Annotated in this window: 13 protein-coding genes; 6 read left to right on the plus strand and 7 right to left on the minus strand. The window is 71.0% G+C overall.

The genetic code is table 11. The annotated features are described in order from the left end of the window. Complete coding sequence (locus Hbl1158_RS09345; RefSeq protein ID WP_234296983.1) at window positions 1–2,115, minus strand: serine protein kinase PrkA; 2,115 nt, start codon at window positions 2,113–2,115, stop codon at window positions 1–3. Beyond that, complete coding sequence (locus tag Hbl1158_RS17160) at window positions 2,112–2,237, minus strand: hypothetical protein (RefSeq protein ID WP_255764054.1); 126 nt, start codon at window positions 2,235–2,237, stop codon at window positions 2,112–2,114. Before Hbl1158_RS17160 ends, Hbl1158_RS09345 begins: the two co-directional genes overlap by 4 nt. Window positions 2,238–2,618: 381 nt before the next feature. Here Hbl1158_RS17160 and Hbl1158_RS09350 point away from each other — a divergent pair, with 381 nt between their 5' ends. The 3 genes from Hbl1158_RS09350 (at window position 2,619) to Hbl1158_RS09360 (ending at window position 4,470) form a co-directional block, all read left to right on the plus strand. Beyond that, entirely contained in the window at window positions 2,619–3,002 is a 384-nt protein-coding gene (locus tag Hbl1158_RS09350; protein ID WP_234299509.1) for a DUF5820 family protein, read from the plus strand. Window positions 3,003–3,059: 57 nt separating this feature from the next. After that, complete coding sequence (locus tag Hbl1158_RS09355) at window positions 3,060–3,512, plus strand: UPF0179 family protein (RefSeq protein ID WP_234296984.1); 453 nt, start codon at window positions 3,060–3,062, stop codon at window positions 3,510–3,512. A gap of 142 nt (window positions 3,513–3,654) precedes the next feature. Then, complete coding sequence (locus Hbl1158_RS09360; RefSeq protein ID WP_234296985.1) at window positions 3,655–4,470, plus strand: hypothetical protein; 816 nt, start codon at window positions 3,655–3,657, stop codon at window positions 4,468–4,470. Between the two features lie 29 nt (window positions 4,471–4,499). Here Hbl1158_RS09360 and Hbl1158_RS09365 read toward each other — a convergent pair whose 3' ends face one another. Then, complete coding sequence (locus tag Hbl1158_RS09365) at window positions 4,500–5,201, minus strand: hypothetical protein (RefSeq protein ID WP_234296986.1); 702 nt, start codon at window positions 5,199–5,201, stop codon at window positions 4,500–4,502. A gap of 160 nt (window positions 5,202–5,361) precedes the next feature. On the opposite strand from Hbl1158_RS09365, the gene Hbl1158_RS09370 reads away from it, so the two are divergent. Then, entirely contained in the window at window positions 5,362–6,420 is a 1,059-nt protein-coding gene (locus tag Hbl1158_RS09370) for a PAS domain-containing sensor histidine kinase (RefSeq protein ID WP_234296987.1), read from the plus strand. Between the two features lie 123 nt (window positions 6,421–6,543). Here the strand turns inward: Hbl1158_RS09370 and Hbl1158_RS09375 are convergent, their stop codons facing one another. Beyond that, window positions 6,544–8,400 (minus strand): NAD-binding protein, encoded by a 1,857-nt coding sequence (locus Hbl1158_RS09375; protein WP_234296988.1) that lies wholly within the window; start codon window positions 8,398–8,400, stop codon window positions 6,544–6,546. 203 nt (window positions 8,401–8,603) lie between these two features. On the opposite strand from Hbl1158_RS09375, the gene Hbl1158_RS09380 reads away from it, so the two are divergent. Together Hbl1158_RS09380 and Hbl1158_RS09385 are read left to right on the plus strand one after the other, a co-directional pair. Further along, window positions 8,604–11,414, plus strand: a complete 2,811-nt coding sequence (locus Hbl1158_RS09380; RefSeq protein WP_234296989.1) for an AAA domain-containing protein — start codon at window positions 8,604–8,606, stop codon at window positions 11,412–11,414. Between the two features lie 64 nt (window positions 11,415–11,478). Then, entirely contained in the window at window positions 11,479–12,702 is a 1,224-nt protein-coding gene (locus Hbl1158_RS09385; protein WP_234296990.1) for a lactate racemase domain-containing protein, read from the plus strand. A 76-nt stretch (window positions 12,703–12,778) separates the two neighbouring features. Here the strand turns inward: Hbl1158_RS09385 and Hbl1158_RS09390 are convergent, their stop codons facing one another. The 3 genes from Hbl1158_RS09390 to Hbl1158_RS09400 are packed head-to-tail and all read right to left on the minus strand — an operon-like array spanning window position 12,779 to window position 18,016. Next, window positions 12,779–14,623, minus strand: a complete 1,845-nt coding sequence (locus Hbl1158_RS09390; protein ID WP_234296991.1) for a PH domain-containing protein — start codon at window positions 14,621–14,623, stop codon at window positions 12,779–12,781. Continuing rightward, the gene (locus Hbl1158_RS09395) at window positions 14,623–15,081 is read right to left on the minus strand and encodes a PH domain-containing protein (protein ID WP_234296992.1); all 459 of its coding nucleotides are present in this window, start codon (window positions 15,079–15,081) and stop codon (window positions 14,623–14,625) included. The genes Hbl1158_RS09390 and Hbl1158_RS09395 overlap by 1 nt, the downstream gene beginning before the upstream one ends. 37 nt (window positions 15,082–15,118) lie before the next feature. Beyond that, window positions 15,119–18,016, minus strand: a complete 2,898-nt coding sequence (locus tag Hbl1158_RS09400; RefSeq protein ID WP_234296993.1) for an ATP-dependent helicase — start codon at window positions 18,014–18,016, stop codon at window positions 15,119–15,121. Window positions 18,017–18,101 lie beyond the last annotated feature (85 nt).

Genomic DNA, 18,101 nt, shown 5'->3' on the forward strand with positions numbered 1-18,101 from the left:
TCAGTCCTCGAGTTCGCTCTTGGCGACCTCCGCGCCGGCGAACTCCAGCACCTCGCGGGCCCCTCCTTCGGAGTAGCCCTGCTCCTCGAGGGCGTCGACCCAGGCCGCGCGCTCGTCGTCGTCGAGCTCCCCGGCCGACACCAGCGCGGAGAAGTTGATGTTGTGCTTCTTGTCCTCCCACAGCTTCCGTTCGAGGGCGCGCCGGAGCCGGTCGTTCTCCTGGGGGTCGAAGCTCGACCCCTCGCGGGCGCGGCGACTCACCCAGTTGGCGACCTCCTGGCGGAAGTCGTCCTTGCGGTCGCTGGGCACTTCCAGCTTCTCCTCGACCGACCGGAGGAACGTCTCGTCGGGCTCCTGCTCGCGCCCGGTGAGGTCGTCCTCGACGGTCGTGTCGTCGATGTACGCCATGACGTGGTCCATGTACTTCTCCCCCTGTCGACGGATCTCGTCGAGGTCGTACGCCAGCGCGTGGCGCACGTCCTCGATGGCGCGCTCCTTGTACTCCTCGCGCACGAGCTCGAGGTAGCGGTGGTAGGTGTCGAGCTTCTCCTCGGGGATCGAGCCGTGGTTCTCGAGGTTGTGCTCGAAGTGCTTGAACACCGCAAGCGGCGAGAGGTACCCCCGGTCCCTGTGTCGGGAGTCCATGATCGCCTCGGCGATCTCGTCGCCGATGAACCGGGCGGAGACGCCCTCCATTCCCTCGGCGATGTCGGCGGTCTGGTCGCCCGTCTCGCGGAGCTTTCGCTCGTCGATCTCGTCGGTCTCGTCGATCTCGCCGTTGTATGCCTTCGCCTTCTGGACGAGCGAGATGCTCTCGTCGGTCGGCTCTTCGACCCGGGTGAGCACGCCGAAGAGCCCCGCCATCTCCATCGCGTGCGGCTCGATGTGGATGTCGGGCACGTCGGCGTTGCGGAGCATCTTCCGGTATATCTCCGCCTCCTCGGTGTACTCGAGGACGTACGGGTAGTCGATCCGCTTCGTCCTGTCGTTGAACGCCTCCATCTTCTCGTCGCCCTTCTTGTCCCGGTACTCGGGCATGTTCGTCCGGCCGACGATCACCTGGTCGATGTCGATCCGGGGGTTGTTGCGCGGCTTGATCGTCTGCTCCTGGCTGGCGTGCAGGAAGTCGTACAGGAACTCCCGCTGGAGCTTCAACAGCTCCTCGCCCGAGAAGATGCCGCGGTTGGCGTTGCAGAACGCCCCGGCGTAGTCGAACGCCCGGGGGTCGTTCTCGCCGTACACCGCGAGCTTCGAGTAGTTCACGTCGCCGGTGAGCTCCGTCTCGTCCTGGTTCTTCTTGTCCTTCGGCTCGAACGTCTCGATGCACCGGCGCTGGTTCTCGTCGGCGACGAGGCGGACGACCTCAACGTGATTCGCCAGCACCGCCTGCAGGTCGTCCTCGTAGTGCGCGAGCAGTTCGTCCATGTAGAAGCCCGACGCGGGGTCGAGGCTCTGCTCGTTGCGGATCGTGTACGGGGCGTCGAGGTGTTCGTTCAGGTCGGCGATCACCTCGTCGCGCTGCTCCTGCGGGAGCAACACGAGCGGGTCCTGGTTCATCGCCGACCGGACGGTGTCGTCGGCGGGGTCCTGGTCCTCGATGACCGAGCAGAGGTCGGTCCACCGGAACGTGTACATCCGCCCGTCGTCGCTGCGGGTGTAGTCCTCGAAGTAGCGCCGCATCAGCCAGTCGAAGTGGCTCTTGCCCGAGCCGACCGGCCCGAGCAGGAGCTTGATCCGCTTTTCCGGCCCCAGTCCGCGCGCGCCGGATTTCACCTTGTTGACGAACTCGTGGATCGACTCGTGGACCTCCCGGCCGTAGAAGGTGTTCTCCCCGTCGTGGATCGGGTCCTCGGAGGCGAGGAGGTACTCGACCACGCCCGCGTCCTCGTCGTAGCGCGTGCCGTAGTGGTCGAACATGTCGGCGACGCGCTGGTGGGCGTTGCGTGCGATTCGTGGGTCCGCCACGACCTCGTCGAGATACCACTCGAACGGCTTCGCCTCCCGGAGGTCCGCCGGTACCGATCGCTTGTACTGGCGGCTCAGCTCCGCGAGCGAGCGGCCGTTCGACGGTTCCCCTGTCGCGCTCGGGTCCGCGTTGTCGGTCTGGTCACTCATGTGTGGGCCACGTGTGCGGGGACGACCGCGAACGGTCCCGCGCCGTGAGCGTGCGGCCCGATCCCGACGCCCGCCCCGTCGGGAGCCGATCCGCACGCCGCCGGACCGTCATGACTACGCATACCACACGACCGCTGACGACCGACGCTGACTCGTCTCCAACAGAACACGTCGCGAGGGCGGTCGGTGGGGGTCGTTGCCTCCGTCCCGTGGTCGGACCGAGACTATATCTATTGGTGGGTGTTAACACATATAACGCTTTCGCGGAGCGCGATCGCCTCCGCGGCTCCCTCGCGCGATACGCCGCGTTGACCGGAGGTACGGGTGTCGCCCCTCGCTGGACCGGCCGCGACGACGAGCGTGTCGCCTAAGCCGCCGGGGGACGGACTTCGGCCATGATCGACGACGAGACCGACACGCCCCGCGGAGAGGGCGACGACGGCATCGGCGACGCGCCCGCCGGCGACAACGGCATCGGGGACGACCCCGCCGGCGACGACGGCATCGGCGAGGAGTCGCTGGCGGACGGCTGGACGGTGTGGACCGAAGAGTCCGGCGGGCGCGCGATCGTCGTCTACCGCCCGGACGTGTTCGACGCCGACCGGTTTCCCGCGCCGTGTCTCCCGACGGCCTACCTCACGAACGGCTCCCGCCGCGCGCGTCCCGGCGCGGGCCAGCGGGAGACCGACGAGTGGCACGTCACGCTGTTTCTGGAGCCGGAGGTGGAGGCGACCTCCCGGCGGTACGACGACCGCGCGGCCGCGTTGGCCGGGCTTCGGGAGGTGACGCGCCGCTTCGCGACCGGAGAGATCGACTACCGCGGGGCCTACCAGGTGCCGCGAGAGGCGTACCTCAACGAACTCGACGCGCTGATCGGCGGGGAGTAGTCCGTCCGCGACCGCGACGGCGACGGCGTTAACATCGCGCCGCCGGAACGACGAGACATGACCACCGTCACGCTCGTCGGAACCGCGCTCGCGACGGAGGGAACCGAGTTCGTGTACGGGGGCGAGGCGAGCGCCTGCGAGGGGTGTCCCTACCGCGACCAGTGCCTCAACCTCGTCGAGGGGCGGCGCTACCGGGTGACGGCCGTTCGCGACGGGACGCAGACGCTCGACTGCGCGGTCCACGCGGACGCGAGCGTCCGCGCCGTCGAGGTCGAACCGGCGACGATCAAAGCGAACGTCGCCTCCCGCAGGGCGTACGCGGGATCGGGCGTCAGCCTCGAGGGGCCGTGCCCCCACGTCGACTGCCCGAGCCACGAGCTATGCGAACCCCTCGGAGCCGACTTCGACGAGCAGTACCGCATCGCCTCAGTCGACGGCGACCCGCCACACGAGACGTGTCACCTCGACCGCGACCTGACGACGGTGACGTTCGAACCCTCCGACGGCTGACCGACCGGGTCGCCGGCGCGGTACCGTCGCGTCGCCGGCGCGGTGCCGTCGCGTCACCGGCGCGGTACCGTCGCGTCACCGGCGCGGTGCCGTCGCGTCACCGGCGGAACACTCATTGTCGTCTCGCAAATATTTCGGCGTGATGCGCTCCGGGCCCACGCTGCTCGTGTGTCTGTGTGTCGTTCTCGCCGGATGCGGGACGACCTCGACGGGGGGCGGCGCTCGAACCGTGAACCCCGCCCTCGCCGACACGCCGACCGCGTCGCCGACGCCGGAGCCGTGGAGCGGTCCACCCGGAGTGACCCAGTCGTCGGTCGACGTTCGGGAACTCGCGAGCGCCCACGGCCAGGCGCTGGCGAACCGGTCGGTGACCGTGGAGCTGACCACCCGGCGGACGTGGAGCAACGGGACCACGCTGTCGGCCGGTACCCAGCGGTCCTACGCCGACGGGGAGCGCCAGTTCTACCGGTGGAACGCCAGCGCGGTCCCCTACAGGATAGCGGGCGACCGGACGGCCGACGTCGCGTACTGGCAGAACGACACCGTCGCAGTCCGCCGGTGGGGGCTGGAGAACGGCTCCGCCGAGTACGAGGTGTACGACGACCGACCGCTCGACGGACTCGCGGTCCGCTTCGATCCGACCGGCGAGCAGACGGTCCTCGCCCTCCTCGAGCCACACGACCTCTCGTACGACGGGACCGTCACTAACGGGGAGGAGACGCTGTACCGCCTCGTCGCGACCGGCTCCGACCGTTCGACGTCCTCGCAGCGGTCGGACGTGAACGTCCGGGTGCTCGTCACGGAAGCGGGGATCATACGCTCGATCGGCGTCAGATACCAGATCACGGTGAACGGTCAGCCCGTCCTCGTCGGTGTGCAGTTCGTCGTCTCGGACCTCTCCGACACCACGGTCCCGCGGCCGCCGTGGGTGAACGAGACGCTCGCGAACGCGGACTGAGGCGGCGGGCGTCTCGCTCCGGCCGAGGGCTACTCGCCGTCGCCGGGCGTTCGCGTGCCGCTGGCGTTGACCGCCGCGAGCTCCTCGGAATCGAGTTCGCGCATCGGATCCGGGAGGTGTTCGGCGGCCGCGTCGAGGTCGGCCATCGCCCGGCGGACCGCGTCCGACTGCGGGCCGTCGCCGAGGTTGAGCTGTCGGAGGTATCCCCGGGCGAGGGCGGTGTACACGCCTGCCTCGGCGAGGTACGAGCAGCCGAGCATGTTGGCCCAGACGTGCCCGGGCCGGTTCACGGTCCGGTGGAACGCGTACGGCTCGCCGAGTTCGCCCTCGATGGCATCGACCGCGAGCGACGACAGTCGCGACTTCGCCTCGACCCACGTGTCGAGTCGGTCGCCCCAGTAGCCCCGGAGCCGCTCGGCGTCGTAGGCCGTGTCCACGTCGAAGGACGCCTCGTCGACGCCTCGGGCCGACAGCGCCCCGGCCGCGTCCGCGCCGGCGACCGCCGGGTCGACGCCGTCGTCGACGGCGCAGACGACCCGGAGTGTCGGCACCTCGTAGCGACCGGCGGCGTCCCAGAAGGAGTGGAACCACAGCGAGACCGCGCCCTCTGCCGTGGCCGCCCGCATCGCGGGGGCCACCGTCCGCGTGAGCACGCGGTGTTTGCCGGCGAGCGAGCCGTCGGCGTCGGCCGCGAGCTCGCGCCACCGCACGGCGACCGCGAGGTAGTTCATACCCGTCCGTTCGATCGCTCGGGCGATAAACACCGGTGTGGCAGAGCCGAGCGAACTCCCGCGGGTCCGGTGTCGCCGTCGACGCGACCGTCGAACCGCGGGGACGGCCGAGGCGGTAGTGTTTTGCTCGGGAACGCCGTGCCCCTATCACGCGTGTTCGATGACTGACTCGGGAGACTCGGACGACGGGAGGGGGCAACGCGAGCGAGACCTACGGCTGTACGAGACCGTGCTGGAATCGCTGAACGACGCGGTGTACGCCATCGAACCCGATGGGACGATCGTCTACGTCAACCAGCGGTACGCCGAGATGAAGGGCGTCGACAGAGAGGCGCTGATCGGCAGCGACATCTACGACTGGGTCACCGAGGAGACGGCCGAGCGCGCCCGAAACGCACGAGAGGAGATGGCCGACGGCGACGCCGACGTCGGGGTGATCGAGTACGAGTTTCTCACGGCCGACGGCGAGCGCTTCCCCGTCGAGATGCGGTTCAACCGGATCGCCGAGGGCGACGACGAGTCCGGTCGGGTGGGCGTCATCCGCGACGTCTCGAAGCGCAAGCGGCGCGAGGAGGCGCTCCGGCGCAAGAACGAGCGGCTGGAGTCGTTCGCCAGCATCGTCTCACACGACCTCAGAAACCCCCTGAACGTCCTCTCCGGGTCGCTGGAGTTGGCCCGAGAGTCCGACGATCCCGAGCATCTCGACCGCGCCGAGCGGGCCGTCGAAGACATGGAGACGTTGGTCGAGGACCTGCTGATGCTCGCCCGCGAGGGCGACGTGATCGACGGTCTCGAGCCGGTCGCGCTCGCGGCGTCGGCCGAGTCGGCCTGGGAGACGGCCACCGAGGGGCGTGACGCGAGCGCGACCGCGTCGATCGAGGCGGAACGCCGGATCGTGGCCGACCCCGATCGTCTCGAACAGCTCCTCGAGAACCTCTTTCGCAACGCGATCGACCACGGCGGCGGCGACGTGCACGTCGTCGTCGCCGACCTCGACGACGGATTCCGCGTCGACGACGACGGCCCCGGAATTCCGGACGGAGAGCGCGAGAACGTGTTCGAACGGGGGCGCACGACCGACCCCGACGGGACCGGGGTCGGGCTCTCGATCGTCGAGTCGATCGCGGACGCCCACGGCTGGAGCGTCGCGATCGACGACGCCGACATCGGCGGGGCGTCGTTCGCGGTCCGGGGGGTCGAGCGCCCGCCGCCGGAGTGAATCGCCGCTGGAGTAAGTCGACGGCGGCCCGCGGCGAGCGCGCGACAGATCGAACCGCACCCCGGCCCGACCAGACCCGGCCCGGCCGGGCCCGTCGATCGGATCGGTCGGTGGACCAGGGAGTCAGTCGTGCGGGTGGAACCGATCGACTGCCTCTTCGACGGCGTCGGAGTCGCCGAGGAAGGTGACCCGGTCTCCGTACTCGATGACCTCGTCGGCCTCCGGGACGTGTGCGTCGTCGCCGCGGCCGATCTCCGCGATGAGACAGCCGCCCGGGATCTCGTCGTTCAGTTCCCTGATCGACTTGCCGGCGACGTGTCGGGCCGTCACTCGCACCTCCAAAATGTCGTGGTTGTCCCCGAGGTCGGTCATCCACCGTGACAGCGACGGTCGCTCGATCTGGTTGTCGAGGGCGTACGCCGCCGCCCGCGAGTCGTCGACCGCGTCGACTCCGAGCGCCTCGAACTTGTCGACGTTCTCCGGCACGTTGACCCGCGCGTACACGTCGTCGACGTCGAACTTCGTCATGACCGTCTGACAGACGAGGAGGTTGATGTCGTCGTCCGAGGTCGCCGCGACGACGGCCTTCGCGTCGTCGATCCCGGCCCTGCGGAGCGCCTCCGTCTCGGTCCCGTCGCCGGCGACGACCCTGAACCCCGCCTCGCGCGCTCGCTCACACTGTTCGTCGTCCACGTCGACGATGACGACGAACTCGTCCCTGTTCTCCAGTTGCTCGGCGAGCGACCGGCCGACCCGACCGCCGCCGACGATTATCGTGCGCATTGGTGTGACTCCGAGTGCGTCGCCGATCTGTCGCGCGAACCCCGCTTCGATCGCGTCCGTGGCGAAGATGACCACGAACACGGCACCGAGCAGCGTTCCGGCCCCCGCGGTGTCGCCGGCGGCCGCCAGTTCGATCGCGAACAGCGTCGCCACGCTCGCGGGGATGATCCCCCGCGGCCCGACCGCGGACAGGAACAGCCGTTCCGAGCGGGTGAACTGTTCGATGCCCGCGGTCGACACGAGCGCGACGAGCGGCCGAATGACCAGCATGACGACGGCGACGAGCGCCACGCCGGCGAGTCCGAGGTTCAACACGGCGTCCACGTCGACCAGCGCCGCGAGCGAGACGAACACGAACCCGAGCAGCAGGAGCGTCACGTCCCCGGTGAACTCCGTTATCGTCTCGCGGTGCGGAATGTCGAGGTTGCTGAGGACGAGACCGGCGGTCGCGGCCGCTGCGACGCCCGCCTCCGCGGAGACCGTGTCCGCGACGCCGTAGGAGCCGACCGCGGCCAACAGCACGACGAACCTCGCCGACCGCGGCGTCCCCCCCGGGAGTCGATCGTCGTGCAGCAGGTAGGAGGCGATCCCGGCCGCGGCGACCCCGGCCGCGATCCCCACGCCGAGTCGCTCGGCGAACGCCACCACCGTGTTCGGTCCGAACTCCTCGAGCAACAGCACCTCCTCGAAGATGACGACTGCCAGGATCGCTGCCGTCACGTCGTTGACGATGCCCTCGGTCTCCAGCGCCGCGGAGACGTGCTCGCGGAGGTACACGACGTTGACGATGGGGGTGATGACGGTCGGGCCGGTCGCGATCAGGAGCGCCCCGACGAGGAACGAGAGGTCCCACGCCGCTCCAGTCAACACGCGGACCGCGACCGCGGTCCCGACGAGGGTCATCGCCGCGCCGACCGTCACCAGCCGCAGGGAGGCGGTCTCCGCCTCGCGGATCCGCTCGAGTCGCAGGGCGAACGCCCCGTCGAACACGATGACGGCGACGCTGATCCCGACGACCGTCGTGAGCCCGTCGCCGAACGTCTCGAGACTGACCAGTCCGATCCCGACCTCCCCGAGCAGCAGACCGCCGACGAGATAAAAGACGACGCTCGGTACCCGAAACCGCCCGGACAGCGCCTGACCGGCGATGCCGACCGCGAGGATGGCGACCGCCGTCAACAGCAGGCTCTCGGCCACGCTGTCCCCCACCGACGATAGCACCATAACTGTCGACCGTGGCGGCGTCTCGAGGGGGTACCGCCTCCCCCGATTTCCAGGCCCTCTTGGGAGAGATCTGTCGCCGGTACGACGGGCATCGGTTCAGGCCGGGCGCACCGCCGGCGGACGCGAGACACCCGGTGACCGACACCGTTTTTCCCGAGCGCCCGTCCCCTCCGGTAGTGAACGTCCGCGGTTCCATCCTGGAGGTCGGCGAGGTTCGACAGGTGAGCACCCGCTACGGCGAGCGCGACCTCGCGGAGTTGACCGTCCGACCGGACGGCGGGGCCAGCGAGGGCGAGGGAACCGAGCCGGTCACGGTCACCCTCTGGGGGAAGTGGACCCGCACGGCCGAGCACGCCGAGCCGGGGATGGAACTGCTCGTCACCGACGCCGAGCGCGACGACTACGGCGACCGCGAGGGGTACACGACAGCCTCGGAGTCGTACGTCGTGCTCGAACCGGACTTCCTCGTCGACGTGACCGACGTGCGTTCGTGGGTGCAGTGCCCGCGGATGTACTACCTGAACAAGCTCTCGGGGATCCCGCTGAACTACCCCGTGGTCAAGGGGACCGTGGTCCACGAGGTGTTCGGCGACCTCCTCCGCGGCGTCGACCTGGAGGAGTCGATCGAGGACCGTGTCGCGGAGGCCGGCCTCGAACTCGGACTGCTCGGGCGGGAGCGCGAGGAAGTCGCCGACGAGGTGCGCCGGAACGCGGCTGCGATCGAGGGGTGGCTCAGCCAGGGTCGCCTCGCCGCGGGCGACGACGGCGACGCCGACCGCGACGATGACGGCGACCGCGACGGCGACAGCGACGATATCGGCGACGGCAACGGCGACGCGTCGGCCTCCGAGTGGGACGGCGGGCCCGACGACTCGGAGTGGCGCTCGGAGTACACGCTCATCTCGCCCACGTTCGGCATCAAGGGCCGCGCGGACGCCCTCCGCCGGGGGCAGCCGGTCGAACTCAAGACGGGGAAGAACACGAACCGCGAGCCGCGCTTCCAGGACAAGATCCAGGCGGCCTGCTACGCGCTCCTCCTGCGCGAGCGCGGCGTCGACGCCGACACCGGCACGCTGCTGTACACGAAGAACACGGCGGTCGACCGCGGCGAGGAGTCGGGCGACCTCTCGCCGGCCAAGGAGTTCTCCGTCGGAAAGGGGCTGCTCGATTTCGTCGTCCGCCAGCGAAACGAGATCGCGGCGACGGAGTTCGACATGACCGTCCCGACGGGGTACGAGGCCGACGCGAAATGCGAGTACTGTTTCGAGCAGGACACCTGCATGGTCGTCTCCGGACGCCTCGATCAGGAGTCGAAGGCCGGCCAGATCGGCAGCGCCCTCCCGGAGGAGGAGCGCGAGTACTTCGACGCCACCTACCGCGCGCTGGAGGAGGAGCGCCGCGAGACCCACGCCGAGTACCGGAAGCTCTGGGAGCAGACCGCCGAGGAGCGCGCGGACGACGACCGCGCGCTGATCGACCTGACGCTCGTCTCACAGGAGCCGCTGGGCGACGGTCGCTGGCGGCTGACCGCCCGCAAGGAGTCGGACGCGGTCTCGAAGCTCCGCGAGGGCGACGTGGCGCTCGCCTCCGACGGGGACCCGGCGTCGGGCCACTCCGAGTTGGGCCGGATCCAGAAACTGGGCGACGAGGTCGTCGTCGAGACGGACGAGCCGGTCGAACTCCGCCGGCTCGACGTCTACCCCTCGGAGCTGTCGGTGTCGCGGATGCACACCGCCGTCCACGACTTCGTGCTGAAGGGCGACCCCGACCGCAAGGACGTGCTGTTCGGACGGCGCGAGCCCGCCTTCCGCGACCCGGGCGAAGGCGGAAGCAGCGACGGGGACGGGGGCAAGGAGCCGTTCATCGACAACAACGACGCGCAGAACGCCGCCGTCGAACGCGCGGTCGCCGCCGAGGACTTCGCGCTCGTCCACGGGCCGCCCGGCACGGGGAAGACGTACACCATCGCCCGGATCGTCCGCGCGCTCGTCGAGCGAGGCGACCGCGTGCTGCTGTCGGCGTTCACGAACCGCGCGGTAGACAACGCCCTCGAGGCGCTCCAGGAACAGGGCTTCGACGACGCCCTCCGCGTCGGCACGGAGACGGGCGTTCGCGGCGACATGCAGGACAGCCGCCTGGTCACCCGCGGCGAGCCGAACGACCGCGCGGCGACGCTGAACTCAGCGCCGGTCGTCGCCGCCACCACCTCCTCGTGCGGCTCGCGGACGATGCGCGAGCAGGAGTTCGACGTGGCGCTCGTCGACGAGGCGTCACAGCTCACGGAGCCTGGGACCCTCGCCGCGATCAACCGCGCCGACCGGTTCGTGCTCGTCGGCGACCACGAACAGCTCCCGCCGGTGGTGCGCGCCGAGAACCGCCTCCGGGAGTCGCTGTTCCAGCGGCTCATCGAGGATCACCCCGACGCGGGCGTGATGCTCGACCGGCAGTACCGCATGAGCCAGCGCATCCAGGCGTTCTCCTCGCGGGAGTTCTACGACGGGAAGCTCCGACCCGCCACGCCGGCGGTCGCCGGCCAGACGCTCGCGGACCTCGGCGTCGACGCGGCGGATCTCCCGTCGGAACTGCGCGACGCCGTCTCGTTCGTCGACCCCGACGGCACCCGCGAGGGCAACGCGAACCCGACGGAGGCCGAGCGCGTCGCGGCGATCGTCGAGGCGTACGTCGCCGCCGGCGTCGACCCCGACGACATCGGCGTCATCGCGCCGTTCCGCGCGCAGGTGGCGGAGATCGGCCGCCGGACCGACGCGACCGTCGACACGGTCGACCGCTTCCAGGGGTCGAGCGAGGAGGTGATCGTCGTCTCGTTCGTCGCCACCGGCGACCTCGACGGCCCGATATTCGAGGACCACCGCCGCGTCAACGTCGCGCTCACCCGGGCGAAGAAGGCGTTGTGTCTCGTCGGCGACGCCGAGGCGCTCGGCTCCGAGCCGTTCTACGCTCGGATGCTCGAGTGGGCGCGGCGGTGAGACGACTCGGCGGAACGAACGCCGAAGCGGGAGCGCTTTGGTCCTCGGGCGTCCGATCGATCGCGTGACTTCCGATACGTACGACCTCCCGCTGGGCGAGGGGACCGTCACCGCGTCGCTGTCGGGGTGTTCAGTCGACGTGGCGGTGCCGCCCGGCGGCGACCCGGTCGACCCTCACAGCGCCGCAGCGGCGGCGCTCGACGACCCGCACGGCCCCCCGCTGTCGGCGGTCGTCGATCCCGGCGACGAGGTCTGTCTCGTCGTGACGGACGTGACCCGCGCGACGCCCGACGAGGCGCTCGTCGGGGCGATGCTCGACCGACTCCCCGTCGGCCGTTCGGCCGTGACGATCGTGCTCGGCCTCGGACTGCACCGGCCGATGACTGACGCCGAGATCGCCGACGGCCTGGGGGAGTACGCCGACCTGGCGGTGAACCACGACCCCGACGCCGCCGTCGAGGTCGGGCGCGTCGACGGCGTTCCCGTCGAGGTGCACCCCGCGGTCGCCGACGCCGACGCCGTGCTCGCTACCGGCATGGTCGAGCCCCACCAGTACGCGGGCTTCTCCGGCGGCGCGAAGACCGTCGTCGTCGGGGCCGGCGGCGCGCCGCTCATCAGGCACACCCACGGGCCGGAACTGCTCGGTCAACCGGGGACGCGGCTCGGTCGCGTCGAGGACAACCCCTTCCGGTCGTTCCTCGACCGCGCCGGCGACCTCGCGGGACCGGACTTCTGCGTCAACGTCACCCACGGTCCGGCCGGGATCCTGGCCGCGGCCGCGGGGGCCCCGCGAGCCGTCGTGCGCGACTTGGCCGACGCGGCCCGCGAGGCGCTTTCGGTCCGCGTCGACGGGACGTACGACGCCGTGATCGCGGGCGTCGGCGCGCCGAAGGACGCGAACCTCTATCAGACGAGTCGGGCGGCGACGTACCTGGCGCTGGGGGCACACAACCCCGTCACCGAGGGCGGTCGGATCGTGATCCCCGCGTCGCTCCCCGAGGGCGCGGGCGAGGGGACCGGCGAGCGACGCTTCCGCCGCCGCCTCGCCGACGCCGCGTCCGCCGACGGCCTCTACCGGGAGATGCGCGAGGGGTACGAGCCCGGGGCACAGCGGGCGTTCGTGCTCGCGCGGGTGCTGCGCGACCACGAGGTGTGGGTGACCGACAGCGAACACCCCGACCTGGTGGACTCCTGTCTCATGCACGCGGCCGACACCGTCGACGACGCCGTCGAGCCGGGGAGTCGCGTGCTCGTCGTCCCGGACGCCCTGAACACGCTCGTCGTCTGATCCGGCTGGCGGAACGCTCCCGGAAGCCGGCCGACGCGACCCGCGGCGACGGCCCGGGCGGCGACGCCCGTCGCCGTCACTCCTCGGTCTTCGACCCGCCGGCCGGGCCGCGGCCGTCTCTCTCCCCGGGATCGACCTCGCTCTGACCGGGGCGGTCGCCCTCGGCGAAACGTTCGGTGTCGCCGTCGCCGTCGCCGCCGTCGCCGCCGCCGTCGCCGTCGTCGCTCTCGCGGTCGTCCCGCAGCCGGCGTCGTTCCGCGAGATCCGCCTGCAGGCGGTCGAGCAGTTCGTCGCGCAGGTCGCCGGCGGCGTCGGCGTCCGCGTCGTGCGCGACGGCGTCGCCCCCGAGCACGCCCGAGGAGGAGGCGGTGTCGGCGACGACGGACGCGAGGTCGCGGCGGCGCTGGAAGGGGCTCCGGGAGACGAACACCGTCTGGAGCCGGAAGTACGGCACCAGCCGCGTGTGTCGCCGGATCGTCCCCGTCCGCGCGACGAAGCCGTCGTCGACCGTCGCGTGCCCGCGATTGGCCCACGTGAGATGCCCCGCGAGCGGCGCGAGCGCGACGCCCGCGAACGCGAGCGCCACGAGCGGGTCCGGGAGTGCGTACGCGAGGCGGTCGACGCCGAAGACGACGCCGGCGACCGCCAGCGCCGCGAACACGTACCGCACGACGTAGCGGTTGCGCGCGCGACCCGGCGGGCGCTCCACGGCGTCGGTCCCGAAGGCGTCCGCCCGCGGGGCCTCGCTCCCGGACCCGGCGCGGGGACGCCGATCCAGTTCCTCGCGCACGTCGTCCGCGAGCGCGACGACGCGCTCGCGGGTGTCCAGCGGGACCGCCGTCTCGATACCGCCGTCGTCGCCGTTGCCTCCCGGCGCGTAGCCGGCGGTGTCGACCGCGAGGCTGGCGTACCCGAGCCGGCGCATCGCGATGTTCTCCGAGACGGTGATCGTCTGCACCTTCGACAGCGGGGCCGTACCGCTGTAGCGACCCAGCAGGCCGCGCTCGTACCGGAGTTCGTCGCCGACGCGCTCGAGCCGGAAGCCGTAGTAGCGGACGAAGGTGATCGCCGCGCTCACCACCCAGACGACGAGGAGGAACGCGACGACCGCCAGCGCCGAGAACCACAGGAACTCCGCGGTTCCGAGCGAGGGGACGTCGCCCGGACCCACGTCCACCTCGACGACGCCGAGCCTGACGAGCAGTTGCCCGATGTCGAACAGCACGTCGTCGAAGAGGCTCGCGCCCACGAACGGCGCGATGACCGCGCTGGGGCGGAACGATATCGCACACAGCGTGGCGAAGCGCAGACCCGTGAGCTCGTACAGCGTCTCGGCGTCCCCGGCGGACGCCGCGGCGGTCGGCGTCGCGCCCGCGCTGGCGACGCCGCCGGCCGGTGCGCCGCCCTCGTCGCCGGCGCGGTCAGTCGTCGCTCCCGCGGGGTCGGCCTCGCCGCCGAAGTCGCCGCTGTCTCGCGCGCGCCGCCCGCGCTGGCTCAGTTCCTCCCGGAGGCGTCGCGCGTCCTCGAGCGAGACGGCGTCGAGCGTCGCCTCGGTGGAGCCGCCGCCGGCGGTCTCGACGGCGACGGTCGCGAGCCCGAACGCCCGCTGGAGGACGGACCGCGAGAGGTCGACGTTCTGGACGCGCCGCAGCGGGATCTCCCGCTCCTGGCGGGCGAGCACGCCCGACCGCACGAGCAGGTGCTCCGGGAGCACCTCGTACTCGAAGCGGTACCAGCGCGCCAGCGACGCGCCCGCACCGACCAGGAAGGCCGCCGGCACGAGCGCCCCCGCCGCCGCGAGGCCGACCGGGCCGTCGCCCATGCCGGCGAAGGCCGTGCTCACGAACACGGCAAACAGCGCGAGGCGGCCGCCGGCGAACGCCGCCTGGATCGCCGCCGAGTACGGGTGGAGGCGGACCATCAGACGGCGTCGAACTCCGACTCGGTGGCCAGGTCGCGGAGCTGCTCGCGGAGCCGGCCCGCCCGGTCCGGCGTCAGTCCGGGGATGGTGATGTCAGCGCCCCGCGAGCCGGCCGTGTAGACGACGACGGAGGCGAGCCCCAGCGCTCGCTCGACGGGGCCCCGGCGCGTGTCGACGTGCTGGACCCGGACGTACGGGACGGAGGTGTCGATGCGGGTGAACACGCCGCGCACGAGGTACAGCGAGTCCTCGCGCACCTCGAAGCGCCAGATTCGGTACCGGAAGACGGCGGCGACGACGCCGAGCACGACGACGACGCCCGCGAGGGCGACCGCGGCCGCCTCCGACACCGGCGCGCCGAACCGGGCGGCCGCGACCCCGACGACCGCGAGCACGGCCGCGGGCACCAACGAGCCGACGACCCACGCGAGGCGAACCCGGGGATCGAGTGATTCCATACCCGGCGTTGGGTCGCCGGGTGTAAACCGTATGGGGTCAGCCGTCGGCGTCGCCTCCGGCGTCCGCGGCGGAGCCCGGTTCGCCGGCGTCGCCAACGCCACCGGCATCGCCGACGTCGCCGGCGTCGCCCTCGGCGAGCACGCCCCCGCTCGCGTCGTCGCCGACCTCCTCCATCACGCGGGCGTGGAACTCCCGGAGCGCGGCCGCCTCGTCCTCCGCGAGGACGGTGTCGCTGGCCATCAGCGTCGCCAGTCCGAACGCCAGCGGCGACGGCGTCTCGACCTCGTGGCGGACGACGCGCACGTCCCCCGACTGGACCGCCCCGAGCACTTCGCGGATCCCGGCGAGGTTCAGCCGGTCCTCTGCGATCTCGCGGTACGTCTCCTCCAGCACCGCGAAGGAGTCGAGGTCCTCGGCGAAGGAGACGAGCATCTCGGCGGACACCTGCTGTTGGGCGGCCGACTTCTCGTGGCCCTTGTAGCGCTTCAGGATCATCAGCGAGCGCGTCGCGTTGATCCGGAAGTACCGCTTCAGGAGGTCGGTGTCGGTGAGCGCCTCCCGGAGGTCCCCGAACACGTCCTCGGGGGCGATCGACTCGATCACGTCGGCCACGTCGACCTTGCGGTTCAGCGGCATCGACACGGTGAAGCCGGTGTCGGCGACGGCCAACTGGACGTTCGCGTTCGCCCGCCCGGCACAGCGGTGCGCGACCAGCCGGGAGAGACCGTCGTTGAACTCCCGGCCGTAGCCGCTGTGGACGTAGTAGCGCCGCCGGTACTCCGCCCGGTCGAGCTCCTCTTCGACGACGATCCGGTCCGTCGTCGCGACGCCGCGCGCGCCGAGGAAGCGCCGCTGCTCGTCGAACATTCGGACGATCGCGCGGACGGTGTTCTCGTCGACGGGAAAGCGTCGGAGCCACGTCCGGGCGGCCGCGCGACCGCCGTCCGCCAGCCGGTCGTTCAGCTCCCCCTGGAAGTCGAGCACCTCCCGACCCAGGTCGTAGCTCAGCGGCAGGCGCTCGGAGAACCACGATGGGACGGTCGGCCGCTGGCCGGATGGGTCGACGTACACCTTCGACCCGCGCCGGTAGCCGAACTGGTAGGTCGACCCGCCCAACTGGAACACGTCGCCGGGCTCCAGCGTGTCGAGGTACTCCTCGTCGAGTTGGCCGACCCACTCGTCGCCCCCGCGGAGGTAGACGTCGATCGTGAACGAGTCGGGGATCGTCCCGAGGTTCGTCATGTAGATGACGCGCGCCAGCCGCCCGCGCTTGCCGATCAGCTGCTCGCCGACGGGGAACTCCTCGTAGTGGTACTCGCCCTCGGGCGGGTCGTTCGTGTCGCGCCACACCTTCGCGTAGACGTTCTTCTCCTCCATCCCGGGGTAATCGGCCGTCAGGTAGCGCATGAGCTGCTCCCAGTCGGCGTCGCCGTACGCCCGGTACGGGTACGCGGCCCGGAGCGTGTCGAGCACGTCGACCTCGCGTTTCACGCCGTTGATCGCCATGCCGTACACCTGCTGGGCGGCCACGTCCTGGGCCTCCTCGGGGACGAACACGCGGTCGACGAACCCCCGCTCGGCCCGCCGGGCCATCACGGCACACTCGACCAGTTCGTCGCGGTCGAGCGCGATCACTCGGCCCTCGACCGTCTCGCCGAGGCTGTGGCCCGCCCGGCCGACGCGCTGGAGCAGGGAGGCGACCGACTTGGGCGACCCCACCTGGACGACGAGGTCGAGGTGGGGCATGTCGATCCCCAACTCCAGGGAGGTGGACGTGGTGACCACGTCGAGATCGCCCGACTTCAGGCCCTCCTCGACGGCCTCACGGTGGCCCTTCGACATCGAGCCGTGGTGACAGCCCGAGTCGTCCTCGTCGTAGTCGTACCGCTCGCGCAGGGTCGCGAGCACGCGCTCGGCTCCCGAGCGAGTGTTCGTGAACACGAGCGTGTTCTCGTGACCCTCGATCAGCTCGTGGAGCCGGTCGTGAAAGCGCTCGGTCACGGCGTCCCGCGGCGTGTCGATCAGGTCGTCGGTCGGACACTCCACCCGGAGGTCGAACTCGCGGACGAACCGGGTGTCGACGATCTCGTACTCGCGCGGCGTCCATCCGGTCGACGACTCGCCGTCCGGGCCGCGGTCGGCTCCGTCTCCCTCCGCTCCACCGCCGGGGTCGCCCCCGACGAGGAACTCCGCCATCGTCGTCAGCGGCTCGACGGTCGCAGAGCAGCCGACCCGCGTCGGCGACGACTCGCACATGCGCTCGAGCCGCTCCAGCGACACAGCGAGGTGGGTGCCGCGCTTCGAGTCGGCGAGCGAGTGTATCTCGTCGACGACGACGTACTCGACGCTGCGGAGCGTCTCCTTGAACTTCGGGGAGTTCAGCAGGATCGCCAGCGTCTCCGGCGTCGTGTTCAGCACGTGCGGCGGCGACTCCAGCATCGCGCGGCGCTCGCTGTCGGGTGTGTCGCCGTGACGGATCGCCTGCCGGATCTCGGTGTCGTGACCGCGGTCGGCCAGGTTCTCCGCGATCCCGTCGATGGGCTCTGCGAGGTTACGGGTGATGTCGTTCGCGAGCGACTTCAGCGGCGACACGTACAGACAGCGGACGCCGTCGTCGAGGCCGCCGTCGAGCTCGCGCTCCCGGCGGAACAGGTCGTTGAGCACCGCGGTGAAGCTCGCGAGGGTCTTGCCCGACCCCGTCGGCGACGCGACCAGACAGTTCTCCCCCTCGTCGATGAGCGGGATCGCCTCCCGCTGCGGGGGCGTGAAGAAGCCGCCGTTGTCCGGGACGAACGCGCCGAACTGCTCGACCCACCACTCGCGGACGGCCGGCTCCAGCCGGTCGAGCACGTCGCCGTCGGCGACCTCGACGGACGCGGGATCGAAGTCGTAGTCATCCTCGGTCGCGGCGAGCAACTCCCGCCCGTCGGTCATTGGGATCGCCAGGGGTCGGTCGGGTAAGTGGGTTGCGGGCGGTCGCGTCGTCATCGGTCGAGCCGCCCCGTCCGCGGCGTCGCCG

The sequence above is a fragment of the Halobaculum sp. CBA1158 genome, from assembly GCF_021431925.1.
Classification (GTDB): Archaea; Halobacteriota; Halobacteria; order Halobacteriales; family Haloferacaceae; genus Halobaculum.